Raw genomic sequence first — 25275 nt, forward strand, 5'->3', positions numbered from 1 at the left:
TTCTAAAAGGATTCTCAGGATATGTGCATGCAGACGGATATAAGGGGTATCACAAGCTGCCCGAAAATATTACTGTAGTAGGTTGCTGGGCACATGTACGACGAAAATTTTTTGACGCAATGGAAGCCCTACCAAAAGATAAGCAACCAACATCTAATGCTGCAAAGGGAGTAGCATATTGCGATAAACTGTTTCATTTAGAGAAGCAGTTTGCATTGCTGTGCCCTGAAAACCGGTTAAAAGAACGAGAAAAGCAGTCTAAGCCTCTCATAGATGAATTTTACGATTGGATAGGGAAATTAAATGCACTGCCCAAAACCCATCTGGGTAAAGCAGTACAATATGCTCAGTCCCAGCGTAAATATCTTGAGAGGTATATAACGGATGGGCGGTTGGAGATATCAAATAACCGAGCTGAGCGTAGTATTAAGCCATTCGTAATCGGACGCAAGAACTGGCTTTTCAGCAATACGCCAAGTGGAGCGAGAGCGAGTGCGGTTTATTACAGTCTTGTTGAAACTGCAAAAGAGAATGGATTAAACCCGTTTGAATATTTGGCGTGGATATTTACTCAAGCCCCCAATCTTGGGAAGTTGGGGTATGTAAATTCATTTGCTGATTTGCTGCCCGGCAGCACGAAAATACCACCTAACGTGTTTATACCGAAGTTTCAAAGAACAGAGCCTGAAAAATATGCGTGGGAGGAAGACGAATGAGAGCTGGAGAGCATACGACATTTATGATTAATTTTATCTCAAAATTTATCAAGGGAGAAATAGAACGTTATTTTTTTGATTTGGATTATTCTGCTTATGTAATAGAGCATTTTCCCTATATGGAGTTTGAGAACAGCGAATTAGCGGACAGATTTGCTCATACTGTAGACCGGGCATATGAACGTGGAAATGCTATTGGTCTGTCAGATGAAGAGTTCAGGATGGAAATTGCCAATGCTTTCAATGAATGGTCGGCCCAAAGAGACTGGACTTATTTTAGATTTAATAAATGGTAGCGTTAAAAGCTTATGCTTGTAGTTGGAAAAGTTTTCTTGCTTTTTAAACCAGTTCTATTTATGATTTTATTAGCCCATGTGCAAGTTTATTTGACGCTTACGAAGAAGTGTGCAATCGGCCATATTGGAAAGTGTGATGGAATTAAAATTTGCCAATCTGTACCAATATGCAATTTTAACTTTCAATAATGAGCGTTTTATGATAAAATGTTGCCGTCATATTTATTTACAATTTATTATAGGTGGTGTTGTATGAATAGTAAAGGAAGGTGTAAAGTCGCATTAGTGGTACTTATCGTGCTTCTTGTAAGTTTTATCGGATGCTTTGAGGTAAGTGCACTTACTAAAGAGACTTACATAACTGTAAAGGTAAACGGCAACTATATTAAAATGGATAACTGGCCCTACATTAAGGACGGCAGGACATTTGTATCAGTACGGTTTATCGCTGAAGCCCTTGGAGCAAAAGTAGAATGGAATGAAGAAAAGAAAAAAGTTGTAATAAAAGATGACTACAATTATATTGAGCTATTTATCGGAAGCAATGAATCTTATATTAACGCAGTAAAGCAAGTAATGGACGCATCTCCTGAAATATCAAATGGACGCACAATGGTACCGTTAAGGTTTGTGTCGGAAACTCTCGACTGTTCAGTGGATTGGAATCAGACAACATATACAGTTTCAATAAACAAAGAAGGCATTAAGGTGCCTGAAGAATGTGTATACAAGAGAAGTTATACAGATGACGATTTAATGTGGCTTGCCAGAATAGTAACTGTTGAAGCAAGGGGAATGTCTCTTGAGGGAAAAGTTGCAGTTGCAAATGTGGTATTAAACAGAGTAAAGAGTCCTTCATTTCCCAATACTGTGTATGATGTTATTTTTCAGAGAGGCCAATTTCCTCCGGCGTACAAAAGCGGCTTTAAGGAGTTGGTACCTCCAGATGAGTGCATTGTTGCTGCAAAGATGGCATTAGAAGGTGTTAACAACATTGGGACTTGTCTGTATTTTAATAATAGACCGTTTACATCAAGAAGCGGTTCTTTCTATAAGAAAATAGAGGGCGAGTACTTTTACAACTAAAACAAAGATATTATAAAGGTATAAAAAACAGGTACTAACTAAATAGAGTACCTGTTTTTTGCGTCTTTATATGATAAATTATATATTCTTCACTCTCATTACCCTCATGGCATTCAGTACTGCCAACAGTGCAACGCCCACATCGGCGAAAACTGCCTCCCACATGGTGGCTATGCCTCCAGCACCGAGCAGCAATACCAGAGCTTTTACGGCAAAGGCGAAAATGATGTTTTCCCATACAATGGATTTAGTCCTTTTGGCAATTTTAATAGCACTTACCAGCTTCGAGGGTTCATCGGTCATCAACACCACATCAGCAGCTTCAATTGCCGCATCTGAGCCTAAGCCCCCCATTGCAACACCGATATCGGACCGTGCCAGCACAGGCGCGTCATTCAGGCCGTCTCCAACAAACACCAGCTTACCTCCCCGGGATTTACTACTATCTAAAAGTTCCACTTTTTCTACCTTTTGATGAGGCAAAAGCTCAGCATGTACTTCATCGATTCCCAATTCGCTTGCTATCTTATGAGCAGTGTTATTATTATCTCCGGTAAGCATTACCAGCTTTCTTACACCGATTTCCTTCAGCTCTTTTAAAGCTTTTTTTGAATCTGACTTTATCTCATCCGAGATTACAATATTACCCGTGTAGTTTCCATCAACGGCTACATGAACGATAGTACCTATGCTATCAATATTGGTAAAAGGAATGGATGCTTTTGTCATCAGGCTGGCATTTCCTGCTAGTATCTCTTTGCCATGGGAGATAGCCTTTATTCCATGACCGGCGATTTCTTCATAGCTTTCTATCTTGTTTTTATCAATAGTTTCGCCAAAAGCCTTTGTGATTGACAATGCAATGGGGTGATTTGAAAAGCTTTCCGCATAGGCTGCATATTTTAGCAAATTCTCTTTTGTGAAGCCTGACGATGGATTCACCTCAGTTACATTAAATACACCCCTTGTAAGTGTGCCGGTCTTGTCGAACACTACGGTATCAACGCTGTTTAATGCCTCAAGATAGTTACTGCCTTTAATGAGAATGCCGTTTTTGGATGCCCCTCCAATTCCGCCGAAGAATCCGAGGGGTATGGATATTACCAGAGCGCAAGGACATGAGATTACGAGGAATATGAGCGCCCTATAAACCCAATCAAAAAATTCGGCACCGGGAATAACCAATGGAGGAATTACTGCTAAAGCTGCAGAGATAAAAACTACTGCCGGGGTATAATATCGGGCAAACTTTGTGATAAAGTTTTCGGTTGGTGCTTTTCTGCTGCTGGCGTTTTGTACCATGTCCAGTATTTTTGATACTGTGGATTCACCAAACAATTTTGTGACTTCAATGCTAATAAGGCTGGTTTGATTTACCGAACCGGATAGGACAGTTTCACCGGGGTAAACTTCCCGTGGGACCGATTCACCGGTCAGTGCCGAGGTATCCAGCATTGTTCTGCCTTCAGTAACCTTACCGTCCAAAGGTATTCTTTCACCGGGCTTTACCACTATTGTGTCTCCGACTTTGACGTCCTCTACAGATACCTTTTTTATGCTGTCGCTGGTCTTGAGGTTGGCATAATCGGGACGAATATCCATAAGAGCAGCGATGGACTTTCTTGAACGGTTTACTGCCATATCCTGCAAGGATTCACCTATTTGGTAAAAGAGCATTACAGCCACGCCTTCAGGAAATTCGCCAATTAGAAATGCCCCAACTGTAGCTATGCACATCAGAAAGTTTTCATCGAATATTCTGCCTTTTGATATATTGCGCAGGGCTTTTAGTAATACCTCTCCTCCAATGATTATATAGCTTGCAAAAAACAAGCTGAATTCAACCCAGTAATTTAATTTCAGTGCTAATGCAGCGGTAAATAAAAGTATTCCGAGGCCAAGTTTGGCAAAATCTTTTTTGTTGAAATCACCATCATTATCTTTTTCATTATTTTTGCCCTGTTCCTCTACGACCTCTATATCTTCTTCTATACTTTTGGCAATCAAAGATGCTTGCTTTATAATATCTGCTGATTGGAGCATGTCATTTAGTTCCAGAGTCATTTTCTTTGACACAAAATTAATTGAGGCATTATTTACACCTTCGATCTCCTTTACCTTTGCTTCTATTTTTAGCGCACAATGGGCACAATTTAAACCTTCAAGTATCAGCTCTTTTTTTCCTGTCTGTTTCATTCTACCCCTTCTTTCACGATTCATTATTCTGTAATATGCATAAATCCTTGGTCAAATATTTGCTTTATATGGTCATCATCAAGAGAGTAATACACGACTTTGCCTTCTTTTCTATACTTTACAAGTCTAGCCTGCTTTAATACTCTAAGCTGATGAGAAACTGCCGACTGTGTCATATTTATAAGGGAAGCAATATCGCAAACACACATTTCTGAGGTAAACAATGCGTATAGAATTTTTATCCTGGTGGTATCGCCAAAAACCTTAAAAAGTTCTGCCAAGTCGTAAAGATGCTCTTCCTTAGGCATGTTTTTCCTCGCCATGTTTACTATATCTTCGTGTATTACACTGCATTCACATGAGTCTCGTCTTTCGTCCAACATCAAATTCCTCCTAATATAATTGATGGATTGAACATATGAATATATATTCATATGTTATATTCATATTATATGCCAACTAGATAATGCTGTCAATATTTTTGCAGCAAAAAAGTACCAATAAAAAATATTTATTTAGAAAGGAAAAGCTACCCCCAAAAAAATAAGAATTACGTATTTTTAAAATGAGGGACAAATAAAGAGAGCATTTTTTTAAGGGAGGATGTATGATGAAAAAAACACTGGTGTTCTTAATGGCCTTGTGTCTGATAATCAGTCTATCTGCAAATTATTGTTTATCAGCTGGGCCGGCTTCAACTAAGTATGGGGATCTCAATGCCGATGGAAAGGTAAATTCGACAGATTACACCTTGGGTAAGAGATACCTGCTGAAAATCATTTCGGAGTTTCCTATTTCAAATGGATCGGTAGCCTTTGATCTTAATGGTGATTCAAAGAATGATTCAACGGATCTCACTGTGCTAAAGAGGTATTTGTTGAATATTATTGACAAAATTCCTGTTGGAACAGATATAAACTCCGGAGTGCAAAAGGCGATATATCAAGCTGAGGATGCGACATTATACAAGGCGTTCGAGGAAACAGTAAATGCAGGTTATGCTGGCAGGAGTTATGTAAATTACGATAATGAACCTGGGGGATATATTGAGTGGAACGTAACTGTATCCAATTCGGGTGCGTATAAGCTTACCTTTAGATACGCAAACGGAGCAAGTAATAATAGGCAAATGGAAGTAAGAGTAAATTCGAATGTGGTTGTAAGCAATCTCGACTTTAATCCAACTTCAGCGTGGACTATATGGAATGATCAAAGTATAGTTGTAACTCTTAATGCGGGAAATAACGTTATTAGAGCAACAGGAATTGCCGCTGATGGGGGACCAAATGTGGACTACCTTGAGGTATCTTCGACAAATGAAACACCTCTTCCAACACCTACGCCAACACCGAAATCAACACCTACACCAACCTATGCGCCGATTACACCACCCAAAGGTGCACGTCAGATGGAAAATCTGGATAGAGGTGTAGTGGCTGTAAAAGTTAATAATGGAGTTTTTGTAAGCTGGAGAATGTTGGGGACAGATCCTTCCAATATTGCCTTCAATCTATATCGTAACGGAACAAAGGTAAACTCTTCGCCGATAACAGGGGCGACAAACTATGTGGATACCAGCGGAAGCACAAGCTCAACATATACGGTACGTCCGGTTATTAACGGACAGGAACAGCCGGCATCAAAGGCGGCAAGTGTGTGGGGACAAAATTATCTGCAGATTCCTATTCAGGCGCCATCGAGTGCATATTCGGCCAATGATTGCAGTGCCGCGGACCTTGACGGAGATGGAGAATATGAAATTGTACTAAAGTGGGAGCCGGATAATGCAAAGGATAATTCCCAATCCGGAACTACCGACAATGTGTATTTGGATGCTTATAAGCTGGATGGCAGACGCTTATGGAGAATAGATCTTGGAAGAAATATTCGTGCCGGCGCACACTATACCCAGTTTATGGTTTATGATCTGGATGGCGATGGAAAGGCAGAGGTTGCGTGCAAGACGGCTGATGGAACAAAGGATGGAAAAGGTAATGTTATAGGCAATGCAAATGCAGATTATCGCAACGCAAGCGGGTACATACTATCGGGACCTGAATATCTTACAGTCTTTAACGGGCAGACGGGAGCTGCTATTACAACGGTAGATTATGATCCTCCGAGGGGAACTGTCTCCTCATGGGGTGACAATTACGGAAACAGGGTAGACCGCTTCTTAGCCTGCATAGCTTATCTGGATGGCGAAAGACCGAGCCTTGTTATGTGTCGCGGATACTATACAAGAAGCGTGCTTGTGGCATGGGATTTCAGAAACGGAAAGCTCACAAAGAGATGGGTATTTGACGGCAACAATAATAGCGGATATAACGGGCAGGGTAATCATAACTTGAGTGTGGCCGATGTTGATGGCGACGGAAAAGATGAGATTATTTACGGAGCATGTACTATTGATGACAATGGAAAAGGATTGTATACTTCAGGACTGGGTCATGGGGATGCAATGCATGTGAGTGACCTTAATCCTAACAGACCGGGGCTTGAGATTTGGAGCTGTTTTGAAAGTTCCGGCGGTGCTGCTTTGCGTGATGCGAAGACAGGGCAGGTAATATTTAGATGGAATGCATCAGGTGATACAGGCAGGGCTTGTGCAGCTGATATAACCGCATCATCTCCAGGCGCAGAATTGTGGGCCTCAGGGTCTTCACTGTTCAGCAGTACCGGTAAAAATATAGGAAGTGCTCCAAAGCAAGTGAATTTTGCAATATGGTGGGATGGAGATGAGCTCAGGGAGCTTCTTGACGGTACTACGATAAGCAAATACGGTGGTGGAACATTACTCTCTGCCAGCGGATGCGCTTCCAATAACGGTACAAAATCAACTCCGTGTCTGCAGGCAGATATTCTCGGAGACTGGAGAGAAGAGGTAATCTTTAGAACATCCGACAACAAGTATTTGAGAATATATACAACAACAGCAACAACTAATAGGCGTATTTACACACTAATGCACGATCCGGTTTATAGATTGGGTATAGCATGGCAGAATGTGGCCTACAATCAGCCGCCTCACACAAGTTTCTTTATCGGAGACGGTATGGCAGAACCACCAAAACCGAATATTTACCTTGTACCATGATAACATTTACGACAATATGGAAATAAGTCAGGGAGCTGTCGCACAAGCAGTTGAATAAATTGCTGTGCGCAGCTCCTTTTGTACTCTTATGCCAAAGAATTTAAATGTCAAAAAATTAGTAGGAGTAAGGTGAATTCACTAGGAAACTTTTGAAAAAACTACTGATATGGTGTAATATTATTAAAACGACATATGCGACGAGGAGGAAAAATGGATATAAAGGAAATATATTCAAAGCGCAGAAATGAGTATGAAGATAATGCAGGCAAGCTTGAAAGGCGTTCGGGAATGTACAGTACATTGAGGCTTATAACATTTGTAGTGGGTACATTTCTTACGGTTCTTGCTTTTATATATTTAAACAGCACCTATGGATTCATTTGTATGGGAGTCTTTCTTGCATTGTTTATTTCTCTTGTTCTGAGGCATCAAAAAATAATTGATGAGGCTTCCAAATATCGTATTCTCGCTGAAATAAACAAAAGATGCATAGGGAGAATGGAAGGCACATGGACAGAGTTTGCGGATAAGGGAACGGAATATGCCAACCCTGAGCATATGTATGCCAATGACCTTGATGTGTTTGGACATAGTTCCCTTTTTCAATGGATCAATACGACCAATACGTTTTTTGGCAGAGAGACCTTAAGGAGTTTGCTGGAGTCGCCTGAAAAGAAGGAGGAGCAAATAAGGAAAAGGCAGAATGCCATAAAAGAGCTCTCTCAAAAAATTGACTTTTGCCAGAGTTTGCAGTGTGAGGGAATGAGTGCCCCAAAAGTCTCAAAAAAGCCGGATAGGCTGCTCGATTTCTCTGAGGACAGCGCAAAGCTTTTTCGACATAAGTTGGCAGAGCAATTGTTTTATATCCTTCCTGAGCTGACGATTATATTTACAATTATATGCTGGTTTGATTCTTCGGTTTCGCTATATATACCTCTTTTCCTTCTTGGTATGCAGGCTGTAATAAATGTTGTATGGCATGGCAGAGCAAGTAATATTCTAAGCCCTGTAAGCGGATACAGGAATGAGATAAAGGCATTTCAAAAAATGATTGAAGTGATTGAGAAGGAAGAGTTTAAGGATGAATACCTAAATGAACTAAAATCTCGGCTGTTTGACGGAAAAAGGCCGGCATCGCAGCAAATAAAGGACTTGGAGAAAATTGTAGATGCCGTTGACGCTGGAAAGGGCTACATAGTTGAGATTATTTTAAATCTTTTTTTGTTCTGGAATATTCACTGCGTGTTTGCTTTGGAAAAGTGGAAGAGAAAGTCCGGTAAATCAATAAGAAACTGGCTTCGAACTATAGGAGATTTTGAGGCTCTATCAAGCTTGGCTCTTGTTGCGCAGATGAATCCTGAATGGGCTTTCCCTGAGATATCTCACCAAGGGGTTTCCTTTAACGCCGTTGAAATGGGCCATCCATTGATAAATGAGAGTAAACGTGTGTGCAACAGCATCAATATGGATAATAAAATCTGTATAGTTACAGGGTCGAATATGTCCGGAAAAACCACCCTTTTGAGGACTACGGGAATTAATCTTTTGCTTGCTTATGCAGGAACTGCTGTATGTGCAAAAAAGATGACATGTTCATTAATGGATATATGCACCTCAATGAGGATTACCGACGATTTGAGTGAGGGAATATCTACTTTTTATGCAGAACTTTTGAGAATTAAAATGATAGTAGAGCACTCGAGAAAAAAGAAGCCAATGATATTTCTTATTGACGAAGTATTCCGGGGAACTAATTCTTCCGATAGAATTACAGGTGCAAGAAATGTTTTATTGAATCTTGATAAGGACTGGGTTGTCGGAATGATTTCAACCCACGATTTTGAGCTCTGTAGCTTGGAGAAGGGGCACGGTGGAAGGATTGTCAACTATCACTTTACAGAAACCTACACCAACAACGAAATAAAATTTGACTATGTCTTAAGGCATGGACAGTGCAAAACCACCAATGCCAGATATTTAATGAAAATGGTCGGGATAGAGCTTTTGGATGAGTAGGATTTTTTTGGGGAATAGAGCTCATGGGACTTTGTTTTGCCGTGGAAAATTGATGTTCTTGGTATTATGATATTTGTATATGCTTTATGGATTTAACGGCGAATATTGAAGTGAAGGGATAAAGAATAGTTATGGCCGAAAAAGGGAAAAAGCTGTTGGAGGAAGATCTCTATAAGCCCGTTAAGGATTATCTTGTTGGGCTGGGGTATGATGTGAAAGGTGAGGTTCGCCATTGTGATGTTTCCGCTGTAAAGGGAGACATTTTTCTTGTTGTGGAAATGAAAACCACCTTAAATCTTGATGTCATCTTACAGGCAGTATTAAGGCAGAGAATAGCTGATATTGTATATATTGCGGTTCCAAAAAAAGGCAAAGCTTTGTTTACCCGGCGGTGGAAAAATATATGCCACCTGTTGAGGCGTTTAGAGCTTGGCCTGCTTTTGGTCTCCTTCCGGCAAGACAAGGCCTTTGTGGAAGAAGCGATAAGGCCTGAGCCTTTTAGCAGGGAAAAGAGCATAAATCTATCGTCTAGAAAAAGGAAGTTGGTTCTTGAAGAATTCTCAAAGCGACATGGGGATTATAACGTTGGTGGCTGCACTAGAAAAAAGCTAATTACCGTATACAGGGAGAAAGCTTTGCAGATTGCGGTTTTCCTTGAAGCCAACGGTCCTTTGAGTATCAAGCAATTAAAGGATATGGGAGCAGACCCGGACAAGGCAGCAGCGATACTTCAGGATAATTATTATGCCTGGTTTGAAAGGGTGTCTCGGGGAGTGTATAGGCTCACCGACAGGGGGAGAGAAGAAATTGCTAACTATAGAAAAGATGGACTTATAGAATAGATGCGATATATCATAAATATATATGTGAAATTGCTATTATCACCATAGCATACCTGTTAGGTGCATGGTATTTACATATGATGAGGGTTATATTCTACTTGGTTGACCCTAAAAAAACCGGATGCTATAATTAAATAAATTATTTCTATTTTATGGGGTGCATTATTCAATGAATGAAAATAACAGGCCTACGGGAAGGCAGAAACGTATAGGAACAGGTACCGGGAATGTGAACCGACGAGGCAGAGGTTTAAATACAGGACCTGTAGGTAAATCCGGAGGATATTCCGACAGGGCTAAAGGAGCCGGAGCAAATAGGAAAAGTGGCTCGGGCCGAAGCTATGGAAGCAGTGGTGGTTATGGGAGTTTTGGAGGGTATTCGTCCGGTGGACGAGGTAAGTCTTCCGGTTGCTCAAAATACTTAACTATATTGATATTTATTCTGGCAATTGGATTCTACATATACAATAATTTTGGAGGTGGATCCGGAAATTCGACTCCAGCCAACAATCTCCAGACAGGAATGTCATCGAGTTCCAATTACATTGACAAAGGTGAATATCCGGTTGTCACCACTGTATCGGAGCTTGCCCGTGAGAAAAGAACCGTCTTAAAAGGCAATGGCGAAGATACAGCAACTGTAATGGTATACATGTGCGGCACCGACCTTGAGTCAAAATGGGGTATGGCTACCGCTGATTTGCAGGAAATGCTGAATGCTGAGATTTCCGATAATGTGAATATTATTGTGGAGACCGGCGGAACTTTAAAATGGCAAAATAAAACAATAAACAGTAAAACAAATCAACGCTATAAAGTGACAAAGAATGGGCTTAAGCTGATTGAAGATAATCTGGGGAAAAAGTCGATGGTAGATCCGGACACCCTTTCGGACTTTATTAAGTATTGCAAGGCAAATTATCCGGCGGATCGCTATATGCTTATCCTGTGGGATCACGGCGGTGGTTCGATTAGCGGCTATGGCTATGATCAGCACTATCCCAATAATACAATGAAGCTTGATGAAATTGCCACTGCTCTTAAAAAGGGAGGATGTGTTTTTGACCTGATAGGTTTTGATGCTTGCCTTATGGCTACGCTTGAAACAGCCATAGTATTGGAACCTTATGCAGACTATATGATTGCTTCGGAAGAGGTTGAGCCGGGGATTGGGTGGTATTATACGGGGTGGATTACGTCTCTTTCCAAGAACACCTCAATTGAAACAATTGACCTTGGGAAAAAGCTGATTGATGATTATGTAAAAGAAGTAAAAGTAAAAACACCTAGCAGTCAGGCCACACTATCGCTTATTGACTTGGCGGAGCTCAAGGGTACTATACCACCGTCCTTTTCAAAGTTTGCAAAGTCGATAGGCACCCTTGTCAATAAAAATGAATATAAGACGGTATCCAATGCGCGGGCCAATACAAAGGAGTTCGCAAAGTCATCAAAGATAAATCAGATTGATCTTATTCACTTTGCTGACAACCTTGGTACGGACGAGGGCAAAGCCCTTGCGAAGGCATTGCGCGGCTGTATTAAATATAACCGTACATCGAAGAACATAACAAATGCCTATGGTTTGTCAATATTCTTTCCCTATGGGAATCTTTCAAAGATGAACTCGATGCTTGATACCTATGAAGAGATAGGCATGGACAAAGAGTACAGCAAATGTATAAAAAGTTTTGCAAGTGTGTCGGCCGGAGGGCAAATTGTATCAAGCGGAAGCAATAACATGCTTGATGTTTTGCTTGACAGTTTCCTGGATGGATACTCGAATTCCAACCAATCCACAGGTTCGGCGGCTCTGGAGCTTCTACTGGAGGAATTTTTGAAGTCCGGAAATTACGGCAGGATTACAGGTGCGGAAGATAATTCTTTGGGATGGCTTGACATCGACCTTATGAGGTCATCCATAGAATATTACAATGACAATAGATTTGATCCTGCAGCTCTTAAGATAACAAATAAGGATGGACAGAGGGTTCTGTCGCTGTCTGAAGAGCAATGGGGACTTGTCCAGCAGATGAAGCTGAATGTTTTCATAGATGACGGTGAAGGATTTATTGACCTTGGTCTTGATAATGTTTACGAATTTGACGATGACGGGGACCTTATAATGGAATTCGACGGAACTTGGCTTGCGTTAAATGGTAATATTGTAAGCTACTATATGGTGAGTGATGACCGTAGCGGAGATACTTATTCAACCAAAGGGAGAATACCTGCGTTGTTAAACGGTCAGCTCGTTGATATTATTGTAGTGTTTGATAATGAAAATCCTTATGGCAAGGTACTGGGAGCTCAGATAAGATATGACACAAAGACTGAGACCGAGACTTTGGCAAAGGGACTAATAGATATTGCTGCCGGAGATAAAATTGACTTTCTTTGTGATTACTACACTTATGAAGGTGAATACATAGATACTTTTTTCCTTGGGGAGCAGTATACGGCAACCGGAAAGTGGGAAATAGAAAATTTGCACCTTGGGGATAGAGATTATAAGATGACTTACCGTATAACGGATATATACGACAATAAGTACTGGACACCGTCTATTACAAATTAGCAATACTAAAAAAGCAGTAAATGTGGTGAGTTTATGATAGAGATTAGAGGAAAATATAATACGGCAAAGGTTTTCACCGACAACGTTGAACAAGAGGCAATTGCCCAGATAATGGAGCTTTGCAACCAAGAGTTTGTCAAAGACAGTATAATAAGAATTATGCCTGACACCCATGCGGGAGCAGGATGCACAATTGGCACAACTATGACAATTAATGATAAGATTGTTCCGAATCTGGTAGGTGTTGACATAGGGTGTGGGATGGAAACCATAAAGCTGAAAAATAAAAATATTGAATTAAGCAAGTTGGATAAAATTATTCATGAATATATTCCATCGGGTTTTGACATTCGCAAAAAAGAGCATCCATATGTCACAAATATTGATTTTGAAGGGCTGGCATGCAGAAAGAATGTAAATATAAACCGGGCAAAGCTGAGTGTTGGCACGCTAGGGGGAGGCAATCATTTTATAGAGGTAAACAAAGACAACGAGGGAAACTTGTATCTTGTGGTGCATTCGGGTAGCAGACACCTTGGAAAGCAGGTTGCAGAATATTATCAGGACTTGGGCTACAGGGAACTTGTAAATAACAGTGAAGAGGTTAAAGCAATTATAGAAAGGCTGAAAGCTGAAGGACGCCAGAAAGAGATCGAAAAGGAAATAAAAAAGGTTAAGCCTCCTAAGATTAACAAGCAGCTTGCCTATGTCCAGGGTAAAAGCTATGAGGACTATCTTGCCGATATGAAATTGGTTCAGAAATTTGCGGTATTAAACCGTAAGGCAATTGTAGATGAGATTGTTAGACGTATGGATTTCAAAATTGAAGAGCAGTTTACCACTATTCATAATTATATTGATATGGATAGTATGATACTCAGAAAAGGCGCGATTTCTGCACGACAAGGAGAGAAAGTGCTGATTCCGATTAATATGAGGGATGGAAGCCTTATATGTATCGGAAAGGGTAATAAGGATTGGAACTATTCTGCTCCCCATGGTGCGGGCAGATTGATGAGCAGATCTAAGGCGAAGGAAGTCATAACACTTAAAGAGTTTGAAGCGTCTATGGAAGGAATCTACTCAACAACGGTCAACAGATCTACCCTTGACGAATGTCCTATGGCCTACAAGCCAATGGAAGAAATTATTGAAAATATCCGGGATACTGTTGAAATCACAGATACTATTAAGCCAATATATAACTTTAAGGCTGCTGAATAGTCGAGGCTTGCAGCTTCGGCTGCAACAGAAGGCTTCGACATGAAGAACAGCATAGGAATGCTTTTGGGTTTAATAGGAAGATTACTGAAAAATAGTATTTCTAATGTACAAATATGAAAAAATCCTATATAATATATAACTGTATATGGAGAGAATAAATGTGAATAATAGAAAAAACTTAATAAACTTAGCGGTGTTTCTTTTTATTGCTTTGTTATCGATGCTTCTTATCATGGCCGCCATAAATATGCTGGATTTGCCGGGTCTTAATTCTTTCGGGGGTGAAAATAATAATAACAGATCTTCGCAAAATGATAGAAGAGACAACAAACGTGATAACGAAAGGAATAAAGGAAACAGTTCGGACAGAAATAACAGTGAATATGACTGGAAAGAAAGGGCACAAAAGAGGCGTGATGAAGGAAGAGGCTACATAGACCCGGAATATGCGTATGGTCAAGAGCCTGAAAGCATGGTTCCGAGACAAGGTGGAGGCTATGGAGGCTATGGAGGAATTGCGCCTGAACAAATGCCCAATATTGATATATCCGGAAATGAAGCTTTGCCCGACATGCCTTTTGGAATGGGTGGAAATTCAATAGTTTTTGGAGATGGCAAGAATCCCCACATACCTGCGTTTGAGGTTTTGGGTGTTCCCAATTATCCTTTCATGAAGGTTATGGTTATGGAAAACTACCAGCAAAATCATTGGATCATGGCAAATGAAGACCCGGAGGAGAAGTTTTTATTTGGTGTGAAAATGAATAGGGAGTTCTCCGAAAATTCTGTCAAGGTAAAGCCTGTGGAGCCTTCAAAAGGTTATATCCCTGTACTGTCAGGCAGTATTGAAATGAAATATGATTTTAGCCTTTTGGAGTATAAAGAGTCAGGGACTTTTTACTCTGAGGAGCTTGTCGAGAATTTTTATGAAATGGAGTACGAGACTCCTCCGACAGAAACGAAGCTCATGAATGCCAAAACTGACGGCGATTATACCTATGATGTTTATATACCTAAAGCAGTTGAATTAATAGTCGACGAAGTAATTGAAAATTGCAACAGTGATTATGAAGCAATAAAATTTGTTGAAGAATTCCTTTTAGAAAACTACATTTATGATAATAGTGTTGTGAATAATTACGGAAATAAGGAAGGGATTAGTTCTTTTCTTTGGGGAGAAGACAGAGTTGGAAACTACCTTGACTTTGTGTCTGCATACACCATTATTTTGAGGGCTGCGGGTATACCGTGCAGACTTGCATTGGGCTACAAGCTTATGCCTAATGTTTCGTATCAGGTGGTGTATGCCGATCAAGTTTATGTTTATCCCGAGATAAAGTTTGAGGATTATGGATGGGTTCCGATGGATGTTTTCTCTTACGATGTTTTTTACTATCCGCCGGAGGAAACGGTAACTGAGATTACCTTTGCCGATAATACTGCAAGGAGAGGAAATAGTATTACGGTGAAGGGAACTGTTACGGATTCTGTTGGCAATCCCCTTGATGATATGACGGTTCTTATCTATCTTAAGAAAGATAAAGAAGAGCCATGTCTATCTTACGCAAAAAGCAAAGTAACAATGGGCAATTTTGAATCTGTTTTCAATATAACTGGGGATACAAATGCAGGAAAATATCAAGTTGTGGCAGATCTACTGGAAAATGATATCTACAGGACGTCTTCAAGTGATCCAGAGTTGAAGATTGTTACTGATACTTTTCTTGAATTAAATTCTCCCAATAATATTTTTGGTAATAAATTCAATTTTACAGGAAGAATTCTTGACGATTTTTCCTTCGAAGGAGTTAAAGGACTTGATGTCAATGTATCCTTCCATTACTTGGATATAGCCGATACGGCTGTATCAGGAGAGGACGGAGAATTCTCTAAGGAGATTGAAATTGATGTTCCTGAAGACTATCGTTATTATCAAAACTTTTTTTTTGCGGGCAGATATTTTTTGCTTTACGATGCTGAATTTACAGGAACTGATATCTATTCTCCCTATTATACATTGGGGGGAGTATATGTATGGGATATATACTGGATAAATGTATTGATTACGGTTTTACTTTTGTCCGGTATAATTTTCTGCATCATAATTGTATTGAGAAAAAAAGGAATGTTTAAGAGAGAGAAGGAAGAGTTGCCAATCTTGGCAGCCGATGGCCCAGGGGTCGTTATGACAACTGATGTCAGTCCTCAATTGATAAAGAAAAAGGGTGGCAACTGTTATATAGAGTTTCCCCAGATAGGGGAAGGTTTGCCCGATGTGTGGGGAGTTGATGACAGTTTAGCTATCGTTTTTCACCACAGTGAAGGCAACAGAGGAGAGCTTAAGGGTGTATTCCATAAAAAAGGGGAATACAGAATTAAGATATCTAGGGATGATGATATATCAGGAGAAAGAAACATACGGATAGTTGACTACAGAGAAGAGATAATTGCAATTGGAAAGAGCTATTTAAAAGAAATGTCCGAAAGGATTTTAGGCATTACGGACGTTATGACCCTAAGAGAGATACTTGATATAGTAAAGCCGAAGACAACTACTGAAAGGCATTGGGTTTTGGAGAACGCTTTCTCGGTGTTTGAAAAGGCTGTATATAGTGATGAAGATATAGTAAGAAACGATTATGAGAGGTTCTATGTTTTTATTAAAGAGCTAAAGCAAAACAATTCGATTTAAGTTTTTTGGAGGAATTGAATGCAGGTGAGGAACAGGTTGAATGCAGATTTACCTTTAAATAAATTGATGGTTTATCCTGTAGTTACTGTACTTTATATGGTGTTTGTGGTGCTGGTATTCTTTATTCCAGTGGGGCCGGCATATAACATCAGAGAGAGTCTCTATTTTTTGATATTTCCTTTAGAGATGTTTCTTGTAGGGCTGACAGCCATGCACTTTGTTGACTATTTTTTTAAAGGAAAATGGGCTCAAGTACTAAGCAGATCATGCCTGATATTGGGAAATGGCATTTCTGTGTTTCTATTTTGGTTTTTAGTTTCGTCAGACATCCAGCTGAGGTTGGCAAGCTGCGGAATAATACCAGTGACGGTTTCGATTATTCTCTATAGGATCTCAGGTATTTATGATAATAGGTTGTTTAAAGGTGAAATCATTAAAACAATATCATATTTAGTGGCTGGATTTTCTGTTTTTGTTATGTGTTATGTACTTTGGCCCCAAGGCAGTTCATATTTAGGCTTCGGATTCTCACTAGGCAAATTAACTCTCTATTCTTTTATTGTACTTTCTGTATTTGAACTGGCGTCACTTATAGAATTGTGCGGAAATGAAAAAGCCTATGGGATAGCTGATTGGCTCAGGTTCAATCATGTAAACAAGTTTATTGCTATTTTTATTACCTTATTTACAATAGTGGATTTAAGGAGGATTATAATGCGAGGTTCAATTTTGGGTGCATGGATAATTATATTTGTGGTTATTCTTATTGCTTTTATTATACTTACCATTAAGCTTTTGACTGCTGCCAATAACAGTCGGGAGGAAAGGCTCAATAAGCATCTTCAAAAGATAAACTTTGACAAGATAAAGGATATTTCTGAGATAACATCGTATATTAATGACTTTGTATATAATGGAAGCAAAAGCGGGCTTATAGCATGCATTTTTCTAATGACCAGCAAAACAGGAGTCCCAATTTGGACAGCGAGAAGAATGATTGCGCCCATTGTAGACCACAAGGATCTTGAAATGCCTTCTTTTATGACCAGAAAAGACTACAAGGTTATCGAGGAAAGAAACAAACAGAAAAGGATAAAGATTATTGAATATGTTATTAAAAATTTAGAGGTATATGGAAGGGGAAATTATAATGGTTTCGGAACAGCTTCAAACACTATGCAAAGAAATAATTGATGAGGTAGGAAAGGTTTTTGTTGCAGACAATGACACGATTTTAAGAAAAATACTTTGTGGTTTTCTCGCGGGAGGACATATACTTTTTGAGGATAATCCCGGACTTGGGAAAACCTTGCTTGTAAAGGTTTTTGCAAAGGTTACGGGTTGTGAATGGAAGAGGATACAGTTTACTCCCGACCTTATGCCTTCAGATATTTTGGGTACAAAGATATGGAAGAGCAACTCTTCTTCTTTTGAACTTGAGAAGGGTCCAGTATTTACCAACTTCCTTCTGGCGGATGAAATCAACAGGGCAATGCCTAAGACACAGTCTGCGCTGCTTGAAGCTATGGAAGAGCGCCAGGTTTCAATAGAAGGTACAACCTATTTGCTAAAGCCTCCTTTTACTGTTATGGCTACGCAAAACCCGATAGAGATGGAGGGTACATATCCCCTTCCCGAAGCACAGATGGACAGGTTTATAATGAAGTTGTCCCTTGGATATTTGGAAAGTGCCCAAAAAGAGTGTGATGTATTAAAAAGAAGGATTGAGTGGGGCAAGGATGACCCTACCAACGATATAAAGGCTGTAGTGTCGATGAATCAGCTATTGATGCTTCAAAGTGAAGTGGAAAAGGTTTATGTAGATGACAATATTCTGATGTATATAACGGAGATAGTGAGAAATACCAGAATCAACCTAAATATAAGATTGGGTGCAAGCCCGAGGGGAGCTTTAGCTTTGTTGAAGTTGTCCAGAGCCCATGCTCTTATCAGCGGCAGGGATTATGTAATACCGGATGATGTAAAGCTTATGGCTGTGGATGCTCTTGCTCATCGTGTTATTTTGCATGTTGAGCACATAATGGAAGGAAGGGTTGCTTCGGCAGTAGTAAGAAGCATTGTAAGCAAAATAGATGTTCCAAAGAGCTATACGAGGGAAAATGCAGGAGGACTTTTGTAAATGCCGGGGAGTGTCACAAAAGTAAGTATTATATTTCTAATACTGATTTCTATAGGCTTTCTTTTTGCCAACAACATACTGATACTTGTTTCCATTATTCCCTTTACCTTAATGGCTTTTGGGTATTATCTCAAAATGCCCGACAATGTTAGGGTTAAGAAGACCATATCAAAGAACAGGGTTGCGGTGGGGGAGCTGCTGGATGTGTCTGTGAAAATATTAATAGAGTCAGGATTTGGCTCTATAGAGATATGTGACGTTATACCGCAGCATTTTGAACTGGTGGAAGGAAGTAATTACTGTGCAGTATGGAAAGGATTTGAGCTAAAGGAGCTATTGTTAAATTATACCATTCGATGTACTGCATCGGGGACTTACTCAGTTAAGACCACCAGTTGGAAATCCAGACATGCTATGGGAGTTTTTTCGGTAAACAGAAAATATGAGACGGATTTAACTGTGGAGGTGACACCAAGGTTTATTGAGCTTAAGAAAGTCAGAGGTATGTCTACGGCATGTAAGGTGCCAATGCCGGAGGGGGCTCTGGCAAGTATGGGAATGACGACCCAAGAATTTAAGGAACTTAGGCTATATTCTCCCGGAGATCCCTTCAAGTCAATAAACTGGAAGGTCACATCCAGAAATCTTGTAAGGGGAAATGTCTGGCCTGTGGTAAATGAGTTTGAAAAGGAAGGAAAGAAGTCTGTTTGGATATTTCTGGATACATCCAGAATAATGGCCTTCGGTTCTAACATAAAGAATGTTAAGGAGTATTCCGTTGAGGCTGTAAACAGCCTCAGTGATTATTATATAAATCATAACTGCAGCGTATCCTTCCATACCTTTGGGGGAAGTGAGATATTTGTAAATCCCGGGTCCGGAAGACAGCACCATTATAGGATTTTGAGGGAGCTTATGAAAATTAGAAATTTCACCGGAGTATCCTCAAAATCTTCCGCGCAACCAAAAACGCTTGAGGAGACTGTGCAAGCATGCAGAAGTTACTTTAGCGGGTTAAGGCCAATGTTTGTAATTGTTACAAGGTTCTGCAGAAATAACGCCGAAGAAATTCAAAAGGGCATAAACCTTATGTCAAGATATACAATGCTTCGAAAGGGCTATGTTCCCAGCATAATGTTAGTGAATATAATGGGGTACGGTCTCATGGCAGAAAATCAGAATGAAGTGCTGGCGGCCGATGTTCTTGAAGCTATGAATAAGGTGGTTTCGGCAGAGATAAGGAAAAGCTGCATATGGATTGACTGGGATCCGAACAAGGAAAGCCTTACAGGGGCATTATTAAAACAGGTGGTGACTTAAAGCTTGAAAACATGGACATTGTCAGCTAGAATTGCGTCTTCAATTGCGGCCTATGTATTGTCGTATATACTTTTGTATTATTCATCTATTTATAGGGAGTTTGTAGTTTTGTTTGAAACTCAAACAAGAGCCTTTATAATAATAAATATTGTAGCCCTAATTATAATTGGACTCTGCCGCAAGAAGTTTGAAAAGGCTGTTGGTATAATATGTATGATTTTTGCGGCGCCTTCTGTGATGGCTCATTCAAAACTATTCACAAGTATGTCGTCGCGTCTAAAGTATGCACAATACTTTAAACCTCATTTAACTGCTCTTCTATTTTTGACAGCTATTGTACTTTTGCTGGCAGCAAACAGACTTGAAAAGCTTGATAGACAGTATGATGAAATGATATCCGGTGGTGCACTGGAGGCTGATATAAACTTAATAACCCTTAACAGTATTAAGGTGTATTCCGTTTTTCTTGCTGTAGTTTTCTTAAGTGGACTTGTTCTTATTGCTTTAGGCTTTATAGTACCCCAAATAAAAGCATCATGGCCGACTGTAATTATTATGGTGGCAACGGGTATCCTACTTGTTGTGGGATGTGTACTGTATTTGTACAGAAGGTGGATAAAGAAATAATATTTGATGCAAAAAATATATATGTTTTTCAATATTTATGGTATAATTAAATAAAAGTCTCTTTTTGCGTTTTTTCGAGTATGCATTGTACTCGGAATGGTCTTGGAAGTCTTATGCAATCAATTCGTATCATTATAATATTTCATATACATAATGTGAAATTACTTATACTTCAATAGGTAATTATGCTCATGAAACAAGCGAATAAGGAAATTGGAACAGCTTTATCTAAAAATATATTTTAAGGGAGAAGCGTCATGAAGAAACGCAGAACTATCGGTTTTTTGATTAACGATATAGATGTAAGCTATTCTAATCTAGTCTATCTGATGACGAAAAAAGCTGCGGAGAAATATGACTGTAATCTTATTATATATGAAGGCAGGTCCTTTAATAATTCTTCCAGGGCAGATAGTCAGCATCAAATATCTTATGGCTTTGTGGATAGCAGCAGGCTGGATGGCATATTAATGACCAGTGCTCCAATTGCAAGCTACATTAGCGATGAGGAGTTTATAGGGTTTTGCAAACGTTATGAAGGCATACCTTTAGTGTCATTGGGAATTGTTGTCCCACATACTACTAGTATTATTATAGATAACAAGCAGGGAATGAAAAGCCTGATAGCGCATCTAATAAAGGATCACGGCTTTAGAAAAGTTATTTATATATCCGGTCCCCCCACAAATATGGATTCCATTGAACGCATGGAAGCTTACTACGAAGTGTTGGCTGAAAATAATATTGATGTTGACACAAGTCTAATATTTAATGGAGATTTTCTAGCACAATCCGGATATGATGTTATGAAAGAAATAATAAAGAACGGCATTGAGTATGATGCAGTAGTTTGTGCAAATGATGAGATGGCTTTAGGAGCAGTAAAATGTATAAGGGACTTAAAGGACGCCTATAATCTGGATTTAACTAAAAAGAGTATAATATGCGGATTCGATGACACCGTAACATCTCGTCTGGTTAAGCCTTCTCTGACTACTGTGAGGCAGCCGATTGAGGAAATGTGTTTTTGCGCAGTTGAGAACCTGTTGAAAAAAATAGAGGGGGAGAAGGTTGATGATGTAATCAGACTATCTTCTGTTTTGGTTAAGAGAGAGTCCTGTGGATGCAAAGGCAGTAGTGAGGCAAGTTCTGTGAGTGACAGCAGCTTAAGACTTGTTCCCGGTCAAAGGATACATGAATATATACAGACATACTCCCTTGAAGAATTATTTGATTGTGTCACCAGAGCATTAAAATTGTGCTATATTAGAAGCTGCCTTATTTTCAAATACTGTGGTGGAACTTTGTTGTATGATAATGATTCTGTTTTTCGTGACAATTTTACCCTTCCTGAAAATTCAGAAATGATATATGCCTACTATGACGACAAGAGAGTAGCTATAGAAGACAGTTCAAGATATATAAAGACGAAAAATATCGTGCCGGATCAGTTTTTTAGGGAAGATAGACGATATACTTATCTTGTCAATCCGCTGTTTTTTAATAATGAGCATTTTGGTTTTGTGTGTTTTGAAGTAGTAAATGATGATGTGCTAAACTTTGAACCTATTAGGGGGCAGATAAGCAACACCTTAAATAGTGCGCTAATGCTTATGGAAAGGTCAAAGATTGAGGAAAGCTTTAGAGAAACTGAACGCCTTGCTTCATTGGGACAGCTTATCGGGGGGATTTCCCACAATCTTATGACTCCTATAATGTCCATATCCGGTGCATGCTTTGGATTGGAAGACCTTATAAATGAGTACAGGACATCTATAGAAGACCCATCTGTTACGGTGCAGGATCATAAGGATATTGCTAAGGATATGCAAGATTGGATAGATAAACTAAAAGAATACAATTCGTACATGTCAAATGTTATTGCAACAGTCAAATCTCAGGCTGTTCAACTGAATTCCGATACCATTAATGAGTTTACAATCGAAGAGCTTATAAACCGGATAGAATTTATAAAGAATAATAATCAAAAGATGAGAAGAGCCATTATAAACTATAAAGTTGATATCGATTGTAAAACAACAATTGCAGGAGATATATCCAATCTCGTGCAGATAATTGAAAATCTTTTCATTAATGCAGTGCAGTCATATGAGAGTATGCAGAATGATAATATTGTTATTGATTTTCATATATTAGAAGACGGAAATATGGTTAAATATGTTATCAGAGATTATGGTAAAGGCATACCCGAGGATATTCAAGATAAGCTGTTTCGACGTATGGTAACCACAAAAGGAAAAGATGGAACAGGGCTAAGTCTGTTATTATCCTATTCTACAATAAAGGGCAGATTCGGAGGTGAATTGTGGGTAGAGTCAAAGGAGAATGCTGGAACTACGTTTTATATAACAATACCTATAGCCAATAAGAGCTGATATATTGACTGGATTTAGAAAAAGTATAAGGTAAAAAACTTTGCGCTTTATGTCGAAAAAATAATAGCAGGTCATCGTATTATATACTATACTTGTTAGGAGATGATCATTATCATGGAATTGAAAGAGCTTTTAAAAATAGGTGTTGATAATAAAGCATCCGATATACATTTAACCGTAGGTAGGGCGCCTTCTTTCAGAATAAATGGAAAAATGAAAACGCTTAATGATAATCCACTGTCTGCAGAGGACACAATGAATTATGCCAAGGCATGTCTGGACAAAGAAAAGCTTGAGCAGCTTATGGCTGTGGGAGAAGTCGACTTTTCGATGACAATTCCGGGCATTTCAAGGTTTAGAGTGAATGTATTCTTTCAAAGAGGATCAGTAGCAATTGTGTTCAGGGTACTTGCTTCAACAATACCTACTCTGGATTCTCTGAATTTTCCTGACGTAATCAAGGAGATTTGCAAGATTAAAGAGGGTCTGATACTGGTAACCGGTCCTACGGGAAGCGGCAAATCTACTACCATGGCCTCAATTATTAATGAGATAAATTCAACAAAGGAGGGGCATATACTTACTCTTGAGGACCCTATCGAATACATATTTAAGCACGATAAATGTATTGTGAATCAGAGGGAAATTTCCCAGGACAGTAAGTCCTATGCTAGTGCCCTCAGAGCTGCCTTGAGAGAGGACCCCGATGTAATATTTATAGGGGAAATGAGGGATAACGAGTCGATAAGCATAGCAGTCACAGCGGCAGAGACCGGGCATTTGGTTCTTTCAACCCTGCATACCTTGGGTGCGGCAAAAACTCTGGACAGGCTTATTGACGTTTTTCCACCTCACCAACAGCAGCAGATAAGGGTTCAGGTATCCAGTGCACTGAAGGCAGTTATATCTCAGAGATTGATTCCTGATATTGAGCATAAAGGAAGAGTTGCAGCTCTAGAAATAATGCTGGTTACTCCGGCTATCAGCAATCTTATTCGAGAAGGTAGAGGTACGGGAATTACCTCAATGATTCAGACAGGGGGAACCATGGGGATGAAGCTCCTGGACAAATCTATAGCCGAGCTCTATGAGCAGGGGAGAATATCAAAAGAGGATGCATATGAGTATTGTGTCGATAGGGAGCTTCTTAAAAGATACATTGGGTAGTGATATCCTAGAAAGAACTTGATGGGATTTTCATAATTGCAATTTTACAATATATGTAGTATTATTGGATTGGAATGTTTAGGGAATATATTAATTTGTGTTTTGTTACATTTGTATCTTCTTGTATCACGATTTTGGAAATCGACAATGAAAGCCTGATTTTAGGTGATATCAATGGAGATACTGAAAAGGGGAGGAATTACATAAGTGAGTTTACAAAATAGATTCAAGGGTTTGCATTATAATTCACCGGTAATACTTACAATGACGCTTTTGTCGCTGGGAGCATTGGTACTTCAGAAGCTTACGAACGGGTATACAACTTCGCTGCTGTTCTCAGTCTATCGCAGCAGTCCCTTCGATATATTTTTTTATTTCAGGATTTTCGGACATATACTGGGGCATGCGAACTGGGAACATTATATGAATAACTTTCTCTTGATTTTGCTCCTTGGTCCGATGCTTGAAGAGAAATACGGCTCAAAGAAAATGGTTTTTATGATAGCGATAACAGCCCTGGTTACAGGATTTCTAAATATACTTCTTTTCCCTAATACAGCCCTTTTGGGGGCAAGCGGTGTTGTCTTCATGTTTATTCTGCTAAGTTCCTTTGTTAATTTTGAAAAAGGAAGAATACCAATAACCTTCATACTTGTTGTTGTGATTTATCTGGGGGGAGAGGTTATGAATGGTATTTTTGTTAGGGATAACATTTCGCAGCTGACCCATTTGCTCGGGGGAGTTTGCGGAAGTGTATTTGGTTTCAGATGGGCACAAAAGACGTCTTACTAGTTATAGGTAATGAAAAATATAGGTTTATTTGCTTCTTGGCCGCCTGATTGAGAGTTTGGGCGGCTTTATTGCAACTATTTTTCTTGTCTA

At 39.4% G+C, this 25275-nt stretch carries 18 protein-coding genes; 16 read left to right on the forward strand and 2 right to left on the reverse strand.

Going from position 1 to position 25275, the window contains the following annotated elements; all coding sequences use genetic code 11:
- From tnpC to EFD62_RS05990, 3 genes are all read left to right on the forward strand, one after another.
- Nucleotides 1–716 (forward strand): IS66 family transposase (tnpC, locus tag EFD62_RS05980; protein ID WP_128705852.1); only part of this gene is annotated, 716 nt, incomplete at its 5' end.
- Nucleotides 713–1012: a hypothetical protein gene (locus tag EFD62_RS05985; protein ID WP_128705853.1), complete on the forward strand. Its 300-nt coding sequence runs from the start codon at nucleotides 713–715 to the stop codon at nucleotides 1010–1012. The genes tnpC and EFD62_RS05985, both read left to right, overlap by 4 nt.
- A gap of 252 nt (nucleotides 1013–1264) precedes the next feature.
- Nucleotides 1265–2098, forward strand: a complete 834-nt coding sequence (locus tag EFD62_RS05990) for a stalk domain-containing protein (protein WP_069194224.1) — start codon at nucleotides 1265–1267, stop codon at nucleotides 2096–2098.
- Between the two features lie 78 nt (nucleotides 2099–2176).
- Here the strand turns inward: EFD62_RS05990 and EFD62_RS05995 are convergent, their stop codons facing one another.
- Together EFD62_RS05995 and EFD62_RS06000 are read right to left on the reverse strand one after the other, a co-directional pair.
- Nucleotides 2177–4294, reverse strand: coding sequence for a heavy metal translocating P-type ATPase (locus tag EFD62_RS05995; protein ID WP_128705854.1), 2118 nt, complete (start codon nucleotides 4292–4294; stop codon nucleotides 2177–2179).
- Nucleotides 4295–4317: 23 nt separating this feature from the next.
- Nucleotides 4318–4677, reverse strand: coding sequence for an ArsR/SmtB family transcription factor (locus EFD62_RS06000; RefSeq protein ID WP_328590672.1), 360 nt, complete (start codon nucleotides 4675–4677; stop codon nucleotides 4318–4320).
- 227 nt (nucleotides 4678–4904) lie between these two features.
- Here EFD62_RS06000 and EFD62_RS06005 point away from each other — a divergent pair, with 227 nt between their 5' ends.
- From EFD62_RS06005 to EFD62_RS06065, 13 genes are all read left to right on the forward strand, one after another.
- The gene (locus EFD62_RS06005) at nucleotides 4905–7391 is read left to right on the forward strand and encodes a rhamnogalacturonan lyase family protein (protein WP_128705890.1); all 2487 of its coding nucleotides are present in this window, start codon (nucleotides 4905–4907) and stop codon (nucleotides 7389–7391) included.
- A gap of 210 nt (nucleotides 7392–7601) precedes the next feature.
- Nucleotides 7602–9407, forward strand: a complete 1806-nt coding sequence (locus tag EFD62_RS06010) for a MutS family DNA mismatch repair protein (RefSeq protein WP_069194221.1) — start codon at nucleotides 7602–7604, stop codon at nucleotides 9405–9407.
- A 131-nt stretch (nucleotides 9408–9538) separates the two neighbouring features.
- Nucleotides 9539–10249: a DUF2161 family putative PD-(D/E)XK-type phosphodiesterase gene (locus tag EFD62_RS06015; protein WP_128705855.1), complete on the forward strand. Its 711-nt coding sequence runs from the start codon at nucleotides 9539–9541 to the stop codon at nucleotides 10247–10249.
- A gap of 169 nt (nucleotides 10250–10418) precedes the next feature.
- Nucleotides 10419–12827: a clostripain-related cysteine peptidase gene (locus tag EFD62_RS06020; RefSeq protein ID WP_128705856.1), complete on the forward strand. Its 2409-nt coding sequence runs from the start codon at nucleotides 10419–10421 to the stop codon at nucleotides 12825–12827.
- 33 nt (nucleotides 12828–12860) lie between these two features.
- Nucleotides 12861–14051 carry an RtcB family protein gene (locus EFD62_RS06025; RefSeq protein WP_069194218.1) on the forward strand — a complete coding sequence of 397 codons (1191 nt, stop codon included), beginning with the start codon at nucleotides 12861–12863 and terminating at the stop codon, nucleotides 14049–14051.
- 160 nt (nucleotides 14052–14211) lie between these two features.
- Nucleotides 14212–16743, forward strand: a complete 2532-nt coding sequence (locus EFD62_RS06030; protein ID WP_069194217.1) for a transglutaminase domain-containing protein — start codon at nucleotides 14212–14214, stop codon at nucleotides 16741–16743.
- A gap of 18 nt (nucleotides 16744–16761) precedes the next feature.
- A complete protein-coding gene (locus EFD62_RS06035; RefSeq protein ID WP_128705857.1) occupies nucleotides 16762–17937 on the forward strand; it encodes a hypothetical protein in 1176 nt (391 codons plus the stop codon).
- Entirely contained in the window at nucleotides 17894–18883 is a 990-nt protein-coding gene (locus EFD62_RS06040) for an AAA family ATPase (protein WP_128705858.1), read from the forward strand. The genes EFD62_RS06035 and EFD62_RS06040 overlap by 44 nt, the downstream gene beginning before the upstream one ends.
- On the forward strand, nucleotides 18884–20203 hold the full coding sequence (locus EFD62_RS06045) for a DUF58 domain-containing protein (RefSeq protein WP_128705859.1): 1320 nt from the start codon (nucleotides 18884–18886) through the stop codon (nucleotides 20201–20203).
- A gap of 3 nt (nucleotides 20204–20206) precedes the next feature.
- A complete protein-coding gene (locus EFD62_RS06050) occupies nucleotides 20207–20830 on the forward strand; it encodes a hypothetical protein (protein WP_128705860.1) in 624 nt (207 codons plus the stop codon).
- A 257-nt stretch (nucleotides 20831–21087) separates the two neighbouring features.
- Complete coding sequence (locus EFD62_RS06055) at nucleotides 21088–23226, forward strand: substrate-binding domain-containing protein (RefSeq protein ID WP_069194212.1); 2139 nt, start codon at nucleotides 21088–21090, stop codon at nucleotides 23224–23226.
- Between the two features lie 114 nt (nucleotides 23227–23340).
- On the forward strand, nucleotides 23341–24393 hold the full coding sequence (locus EFD62_RS06060; RefSeq protein ID WP_083225126.1) for a type IV pilus twitching motility protein PilT: 1053 nt from the start codon (nucleotides 23341–23343) through the stop codon (nucleotides 24391–24393).
- 207 nt (nucleotides 24394–24600) lie between these two features.
- Nucleotides 24601–25185: a rhomboid family intramembrane serine protease gene (locus tag EFD62_RS06065; RefSeq protein ID WP_069194211.1), complete on the forward strand. Its 585-nt coding sequence runs from the start codon at nucleotides 24601–24603 to the stop codon at nucleotides 25183–25185.
- Nucleotides 25186–25275 lie beyond the last annotated feature (90 nt).

Source organism: Acetivibrio mesophilus, assembly GCF_004102745.1.
Classification (GTDB): Bacteria; Bacillota; Clostridia; order Acetivibrionales; family Acetivibrionaceae; genus Hungateiclostridium; species Hungateiclostridium mesophilum.

Excerpts from the sequence above, each read along its gene's own strand:
- EFD62_RS06005 (WP_128705890.1), top strand. The coding sequence starts at position 4,905 with ATGAAAAAAACACTGGTGTTCTTAATGGCCTTGTGTCTGATAATCAGT.
- EFD62_RS05995 (WP_128705854.1), bottom strand. The coding sequence starts at position 4,294 with ATGAAACAGACAGGAAAAAAAGAGCTGATACTTGAAGGTTTAAATTGT.
- EFD62_RS05990 (WP_069194224.1), top strand. The coding sequence starts at position 1,265 with ATGAATAGTAAAGGAAGGTGTAAAGTCGCATTAGTGGTACTTATCGTG.
- EFD62_RS06010 (WP_069194221.1), top strand. The coding sequence starts at position 7,602 with ATGGATATAAAGGAAATATATTCAAAGCGCAGAAATGAGTATGAAGAT.
- EFD62_RS05985 (WP_128705853.1), top strand. The coding sequence starts at position 713 with ATGAGAGCTGGAGAGCATACGACATTTATGATTAATTTTATCTCAAAA.
- EFD62_RS06000 (WP_328590672.1), bottom strand. The coding sequence starts at position 4,677 with ATGTTGGACGAAAGACGAGACTCATGTGAATGCAGTGTAATACACGAA.
- EFD62_RS06015 (WP_128705855.1), top strand. The coding sequence starts at position 9,539 with ATGGCCGAAAAAGGGAAAAAGCTGTTGGAGGAAGATCTCTATAAGCCC.
- EFD62_RS06035 (WP_128705857.1), top strand. The coding sequence starts at position 16,762 with ATGCAGGTGAGGAACAGGTTGAATGCAGATTTACCTTTAAATAAATTG.
- EFD62_RS06060 (WP_083225126.1), top strand. The coding sequence starts at position 23,341 with ATGGAATTGAAAGAGCTTTTAAAAATAGGTGTTGATAATAAAGCATCC.
- EFD62_RS06045 (WP_128705859.1), top strand. The coding sequence starts at position 18,884 with ATGCCGGGGAGTGTCACAAAAGTAAGTATTATATTTCTAATACTGATT.
- EFD62_RS06055 (WP_069194212.1), top strand. The coding sequence starts at position 21,088 with ATGAAGAAACGCAGAACTATCGGTTTTTTGATTAACGATATAGATGTA.
- EFD62_RS06025 (WP_069194218.1), top strand. The coding sequence starts at position 12,861 with ATGATAGAGATTAGAGGAAAATATAATACGGCAAAGGTTTTCACCGAC.
- EFD62_RS06040 (WP_128705858.1), top strand. The coding sequence starts at position 17,894 with ATGGTTTCGGAACAGCTTCAAACACTATGCAAAGAAATAATTGATGAG.
- EFD62_RS06020 (WP_128705856.1), top strand. The coding sequence starts at position 10,419 with ATGAATGAAAATAACAGGCCTACGGGAAGGCAGAAACGTATAGGAACA.